This window comes from Rhodoferax sp. (assembly GCF_039922535.1).
Taxonomy (GTDB): domain Bacteria; phylum Pseudomonadota; class Gammaproteobacteria; order Burkholderiales; family Burkholderiaceae_C; genus Rhodoferax_B.
In genome coordinates this window covers 1-6,512 of the sequence record NZ_JBDTEM010000302.1, presented here as the reverse complement: position 1 = coordinate 6,512, position 6,512 = coordinate 1, and the positions used below count along the sequence as shown (strand labels likewise).

General features: G+C 60.2%; 3 protein-coding genes. 2 read left to right on the top strand and 1 reads right to left on the bottom strand.

Annotated elements, in window-relative coordinates:
• The first annotated feature begins 39 nt into the window (after positions 1-39).
• Positions 40-861: an ATP-binding cassette domain-containing protein gene (locus tag ABI213_RS14180; RefSeq protein ID WP_348027593.1), complete on the top strand. Its 822-nt coding sequence runs from the start codon at positions 40-42 to the stop codon at positions 859-861.
• A gap of 118 nt (positions 862-979) precedes the next feature.
• On the top strand, positions 980-2,272 hold the full coding sequence (locus tag ABI213_RS14175) for an O-acetylhomoserine aminocarboxypropyltransferase/cysteine synthase family protein (RefSeq protein ID WP_348027591.1): 1,293 nt from the start codon (positions 980-982) through the stop codon (positions 2,270-2,272).
• 749 nt (positions 2,273-3,021) lie between these two features.
• Here ABI213_RS14175 and ABI213_RS14170 read toward each other — a convergent pair.
• Positions 3,022-6,405 (bottom strand): hypothetical protein, encoded by a 3,384-nt coding sequence (locus tag ABI213_RS14170; RefSeq protein WP_348027589.1) that lies wholly within the window; start codon positions 6,403-6,405, stop codon positions 3,022-3,024.
• Positions 6,406-6,512: the final 107 nt, after the last annotated feature.

Genomic DNA, 6,512 nt, shown 5'->3' with positions numbered 1-6,512 from the left:
CACCCCGGCTACCAAGCCGCAACCCATTAAGGACACACCATGTCTGATTCCACACCGTCCGGCGGCGTGCGCCTGCAACTGCAATCCCTGAGCAAGCGCTACGACAAGCGCACGGTGCTGCACAACACCCAGCTCACGATCGAACCCGGCCAGTTTGTCGCCATCGTCGGGCGCAGCGGCTGCGGCAAAAGCACCTTGCTGCGGCTGGTGGCCGGGCTGGAGGCCGCCAGCAGTGGCAGCCTGCAGCTGGACGCAGAACCGATTGACGGCATCCGCCGAGATGCCCATATAAGCACCCGCATCATGTTCCAGGATGCCCGCCTGCTGCCCTGGCGCAAGGTGATAGCCAACGTGCTCATCGGCCTGCCCAAGTCCGCCCGGGAGCAGGGCCAAAAAGTGCTGGCCCAGGTGGGCCTGGCCGACCGCCAAAAGGACTGGCCCGCCAAGCTCTCCGGCGGCCAGCGCCAGCGAGTGGCCCTGGCCCGCGCCCTGGTGCATAACCCGCGTCTGCTGCTGCTGGACGAACCCCTGGGCGCGCTGGACGCGCTGACCCGCATCGAAATGCACCGCCTGATCGAAGGCCTGTGGGAAAAGCACCGCTTCACCGCGCTGCTGGTCACGCACGACGTGCAAGAGGCCGTGGCCCTGGCCGACCGCGTGATCTTGATCGAAGACGGCCGCATCGCCTTGGACGAAAACATCGCCCTGGCCCGCCCGCGCTGGCACGGCGACGCCGAGTTCGCCCGCATCGAAAAGCGCATTCTGGACCGTGTGCTACAGAAAAAAGAGCGGTCTGTGCAGGTGCCACCTGCGCGGGGCGGCGATTTGACTCCTATTTTTGGCCTGAACTGGGCTATTTGATGGCACAGCGTTTTGGACGGTGTGCGTTCTGCCGGTGGGGCGGGTTAGCCGCAAGGCCTAATTCCCCAAGGTCCGCCCACACTATCCCTCCTTTCACCCCAACCCGAGAAACGTCACCATGGCAAGAGACAGCACAAATTGGAAGTTTGAAACCAAGTCGGTCCACGCAGGCTATTCGCCCGACCCGACCACCCACGCCGTCGCGCCGCCCATTTACCAAACCGTGGCCTACGCGTTCGACAGCGCGCAGCACGGGGCCGACCTGTTCGACCTGAAGGTGCCGGGCAATATCTACACCCGCATCATGAATCCCACGCAAGACATCCTGGAGCAGCGCGTGGCGGCCCTGGAGGGCGGCATTGCCGCGCTGGCGCTGGCATCCGGCCAAGCGGCGGTGACCTACGCCATCCAGACCATTGCCGAGGCGGGCGACAACATCATCAGCAGCACCGCGCTGTACGGCGGCACCTACAACTTATTCGCGCACACGCTGCCGCAGTTTGGCATCACCACCCGTTTCGCCGACCACCGCGACCCCAAAAGCTTTGAAGGCCTGTTTGACGACAAAACCAAGGCCGTGTTTGTCGAGTCGCTGGGCAACCCCGCAGGCAACGTGACCGACATCGCCGCCATTGCCGAAATCGCCCACCGCCACGGCGTGCCGCTGATCGTCGACAACACCGTGCCCACGCCCTACCTGAGCCGCCCCATCGAGCACGGGGCCGACATCGTGGTGCATTCCCTCACCAAGTACCTGGGCGGCCACGGCACCAGCCTGGGCGGCGCGATTGTGGATTCGGGCAAATTCCCCTGGGCCCAGCACAAGGCCAAATTCAAACGCCTGAACGAGCCCGACCCCAGCTACCACGGTGTGGTTTACACCGAAGCCCTGGGCGCTGCCGCCTACATCGGCCGCGCCCGCGTGGTGCCGCTGCGCAATACCGGCGCGGCCATCTCGCCGTTCAATGCGTTCTTGATCCTGCAAGGCATCGAAACCCTGGCCCTGCGCATGGACCGCATCAACAGCAACACCCTGGCCATCGCCCAGCACCTGCAAAAGGCCGCCAAGGTGCAGTGGGTCAACTACGCGGGCCTGGAAAGCCACCCCGACCACGCGCTGGCTAAGAAGTACCTCAGCGGCAAGGCCTCGGGCATCCTGACCTTTGGCGTGGGGGGAGGGCGCGAAGCCGGTGCCCGCTTCCTGGACGCGCTGAACCTGTTCACCCGCCTGGTCAACATCGGCGACGTGCGCAGCCTGGCCACCCACCCCGCATCCACCACCCACCGCCAGCTCAACCCCGCCGAACTGGCCAAGGCGGGTGTGGGTGAAGACACGGTGCGGCTGTCGGTGGGGATTGAGCATATTGACGATTTGATTGCCGATCTGGACCAGGCGTTGGCGGCTGTGTAGACCTGCTTTGAAGCCCAACGCAAAACCCCGCAAGGCAGTGAAGCCTTGCGGGGTTTTGCTATTTAAAAGTGAGCTGCTTGTGCAGGTGCTATCTGCGCTGGAGGCACTTTGTGTATAAATTCTTAGGCTGCTTTTCTGCTTGCGGCGTGGGTTGCTTGCCTGGTCGCTGCCTTGGATTTTTAGGCCATGGCTACGTGCTTTACCAATTCAAAGTTACGAGATAGGGGGGGTGTGGATCTGGCATTGAAAAGCAGTGGATCGGAGCGCATGACCAATACCTGCAAACGTCAGCTTATGGCCCTTTGCCTCCGGTCACTGGTACCAGAAAGCGGCCATCCATTTTTGGGAATCTGGCCGCCCGGTACCGGAGTTCCCCGAAGACGGCTATGCGCCCATTGCGGCCCCACACTTCGAAAAACTGAACGGCAGCTGTGCGCGCGAGCGAACATTCAGATCGACGGTCTGACACGAACGGTTTTGGCTAGGAGTCGTCCAGTTTCGGCATGCGGCAGCATGGCGATAGCGCCAGCGAGTTAGCCCTGTTGCGGGGGCTCGCCACTGAGCGCTCAAGTAGTCATGGAGGCGTCGAATTAGTCTACGTCGACAGCAACGTCGTCATACCTGCCGATCACCGATGCGTGACCGTCTGCATCTCGCGGTGCGTTGGCGCTTTGTATCCTCTTTGCCACTGCTTCTTCGCGGTAAGACGCTTCCAAGGCAAGGTCAGCGCGGCGTTAGGTCCACCGTGGTCAGCGCCATCCCTCCAAGTAGGCGGACGTAAAGTACAGCGTCCAATCAGACTTGAAGTTGAGACCCAGCATGAGTCGCTCGCCCATCTCCTGGCGTTTCGTGCCATGCTCTTTCGCAAATTTCTTGTCAAATGCTCCTGCCCTGTCCCCGACTAGCACCAACGCAGTGATGATGTCGTCGTGGCTGAGCGCCCCTTGGGTCGCTTCGACGGCACCTAGACAGATACGCCACAAGCGGCGCGTGGCGTCGATGGATAGCCTTGATGGGGCCGCAACGCATAAGACCATTTCGGTCGCGAGCTGGAGCGCCGATAGATTCTTATCCTTGGTGGTCGTCGTCCGTTCAAGCCAGACTGCGACGAATGCGCACACGGCCGCGGTCGAAATGGAAGATTCATGGACAAGTTCCCGCACCACGGCACCGATGTACTGAAGGTTGGTTACCACGTCTCTGTGCGGTCCCCACATAGCTGTGGCCATCGACATGAACCTTGTCGAGCCACGCAGTAAGGTGGCGGCCTCCACTACGCTTGCGGCGGATTGGACCGCTGGCGGGATAAGCGCGAGCTGGTGCCTGAGCTGAATCTGGATACCAACGTGCCAATCGCATAGCTGCGAAAGCGATGCTGCGACGTCCTCGGTGGAGAGTGCACCGACTTCCTCAAGCGCGCAGAGCAGGTCCAAGGTAGACATGCCGGCGGTACTGAATCTGTCTTCGAGTATCCACAGACGCAGTACAGCGTCGTCCGAGTAGAGAACATACTCACCGACCTCCATGAGCTTCTTGAGTTCGCGGGATGCCTTAGGAATCTGCTCGTCTTCGTTCAACAGCTCTCCCCGCGGTTCGATGATCTGCGAGAGGCGTGGCCTGAGGCTGTCCTGCAGCGCGATGCACCGGCCGCGGTAGATGCTGCCGGAGAACGCCTGCGACATCTTCATGAGCTCGCGCAGTGTTCTCTGGGGGATTGCCACTTTGGGAAAGAAGTCGAAGAGTTTTTCCAGTAGCCCAAGGTCCATCAGCATGAACAGGGTCAGCAGATCAAGGAGGGGTGTTCTCGACCGAAAGGACTCAGCAGCTCGCTGCTCCCAGAGTTGCCCGACCATATTGAGGTGGAACCTCTTCTCATCGGTCGCCGACGTCTTCGCGATCTCCCACAGATGCACGACATCTTGCACGTTGCCAAACGCGACCTTGGGACACCACGTGAACGGAAAGGGCAACTCGCCACTTTGAAGCTTAGCTTCGATTTCTGCCCGCGCCTGCTCCTGCTCGTCAGTGATGCCGACCGCAGACTTCAAGGCACGGATCATCTGGTCACCATCTGCGTCCGTGGGAAGCTCAATGCGCCAAATGACCTTCGACTGCGGGAATTTCGAAAAGAACGCGTTCGCTCGACCCTGGAAGTCCTGTATGCGCGACGGGCTCAATGCAACCGTGTCGAAGCTCGTTGCCCCAATCACCATGCATAGAAACGCGCCTTCCTCAGCCTCGTCGTTCTGGTCTGTAAGCTCTCCCATGAGGCAGGCGAGCTGGATCAGCCTTGGGCTTGTTGGGTTCGCCTGCTGCTCAAGCTTGTAAAGCATTTGCACGCACTCCAGGCGACGTTCCCGTGATTGTGCGCTTTCAAGAATTAGTTCTACCGCCGACTTGGCCTTATCGGTAAAACCCCATCTGACCATGATGTTGACGTAGGTGTTCAAAGCCAGCGGATCGTCCACGCCGTCCTCAAGCATGCTCTCCAGGATGATCCTGGCCTCGTCAGATCGACCAAGTTGGTCGAGAGCCAGGGCGTGGAATGCTTTGGCGCGGCCAGCCACATCAAATTCGCGCTCAGCCTCTTCGCACAAGGCCAGAAGCTGCTCCCATTGTGCAAGGTTCGCCAAAGCCACGGCAATTCGTTGAGCCATGCCTGGTGACAGCCTGAAATTGGTCCGTAGCCTATTTGCGACCTGGAGAAACCGTTCGGCTTCAGCCCTTGAACCGATGTCGAGTACCTCGAACAACGCCAGGGTCGTTGCGGTGGGATGGCCTAGTTCCTCGTCGATGCGTAGAAGTTCAGAAAGTGGCGCGCCGCTGTGCCCATCGTTTTTGCGTTTCGCAAGCAGGTAGTCAAGGGTTGCAGCGTGAGCTTTGCTCTCTTGGTCTCCTCCGTTCAGGATGTCTCTCCAGCTGTTCACCAGGTCGGTCCGGGCCATCACGTCGGCGGATATAGCGGCAAGAACCAGAACGCGTCCGAAGAGTTGGTTTGACCGATTGACCGTGGCCACATGCGCAGCCATCAGGTCGACGCAATCACGATGTTTTTCCCGTTCGTGGAGGAACGAGGCGCGCCGAAGCACTTTCGTGTCGCTATGGGGCAGTCGGCCGTTGGCTTCAAGGGCCGCCACAAAGTCGCCGCACTGAGCCGCGAGCGTCTCCGCGGCCAGCTGGAGATCGGATTGGTGAGGCTGCATCCGAGCTGCTGCGAGAACGCGCGTAATGATCTTTTTCTGCCTCCCGAGCATGCCGGCTGCTGCGATCCAGATGTCGATCACGAACTCGCCATTGGAAACCCACCGAATTTCGTCAAGCGCTTCTACAGCGTCTTCAATGTCGTCCCAGGCGGCTCTCAAGAGGAGTGCATCGACACCGATGGGGCCCGACGGAGGAAGGATGTCATCCTCCAATGCATCATCATCGCTTTGAAGGTTTTGCTGAACCGACTGCAGCGCGATGTTGAACCGAGCACGTGCCTTCAAGATGAGGAACAACAGTCGATTCGATTCGGTCCTGTCTTTAGCTGCTAGCCCGTCTATACATGCATGAAGGGCTTCGGTCGATTTGGAGAACATGGTCTCAACCACCGCCCTGGCCGCAAGACTCTCAGAGCCTTCAAAGGTGTCGAGCAGCGCGATGGCCTCGTCATATTTCTTGCTGGCTGCAAGCAGACGAACTTTGATGCTAAGCAGTGCCGGGTCGCTATCAGCAGGTAAGGCCGCCAGCAAATCCGAGAAGTCAACATCACGCTCGGCCCGGTGTCGCCTGCGCAGTTCGCTTTCTGCCCACGCAGACCAGTGTTTCGCATAAGACCGTATTTCTGCGGCAGTCCTGAATGCTTTGGACGCTCCGACGTCGTCGCCTCGAACAAGACAAGTACGTCCCACGAGATGCCAATATTCCGCCTGCTCAATCGTGGTTGAGGTGGCCAGTTGTTTCGAGGCTTGGGCGAGGAGCTCGTCGCACTTGCTTACCCTTCCTGAGGCCATCGCCGACCTAGCCTCGGTCAGCAACCACGCAGAGCTCCCGCGAGGGGGGTTGACCCAGACATCAGTTGTCGGTTCCGCAAGCGCCTGCGCGAGGACGATACCTCGTGACGCAATGCCTTTGGTGATCGCCTCCACCATCACAACCCGGTCTTCTGAGCCAAGTGAGGGGTCCTTCTCCGCGACGCTGTTGTCCAGCGCATGGCCGACCCTGGATAGCCGATGCCGCTTGCGCACCTCGCCGACTA

Excerpts from the sequence above, each read along its gene's own strand:
- ABI213_RS14175 (WP_348027591.1), top strand. The coding sequence starts at position 980 with ATGGCAAGAGACAGCACAAATTGGAAGTTTGAAACCAAGTCGGTCCAC.
- ABI213_RS14180 (WP_348027593.1), top strand. The coding sequence starts at position 40 with ATGTCTGATTCCACACCGTCCGGCGGCGTGCGCCTGCAACTGCAATCC.
- ABI213_RS14170 (WP_348027589.1), bottom strand. The coding sequence starts at position 6,405 with ATGGTGGAGGCGATCACCAAAGGCATTGCGTCACGAGGTATCGTCCTC.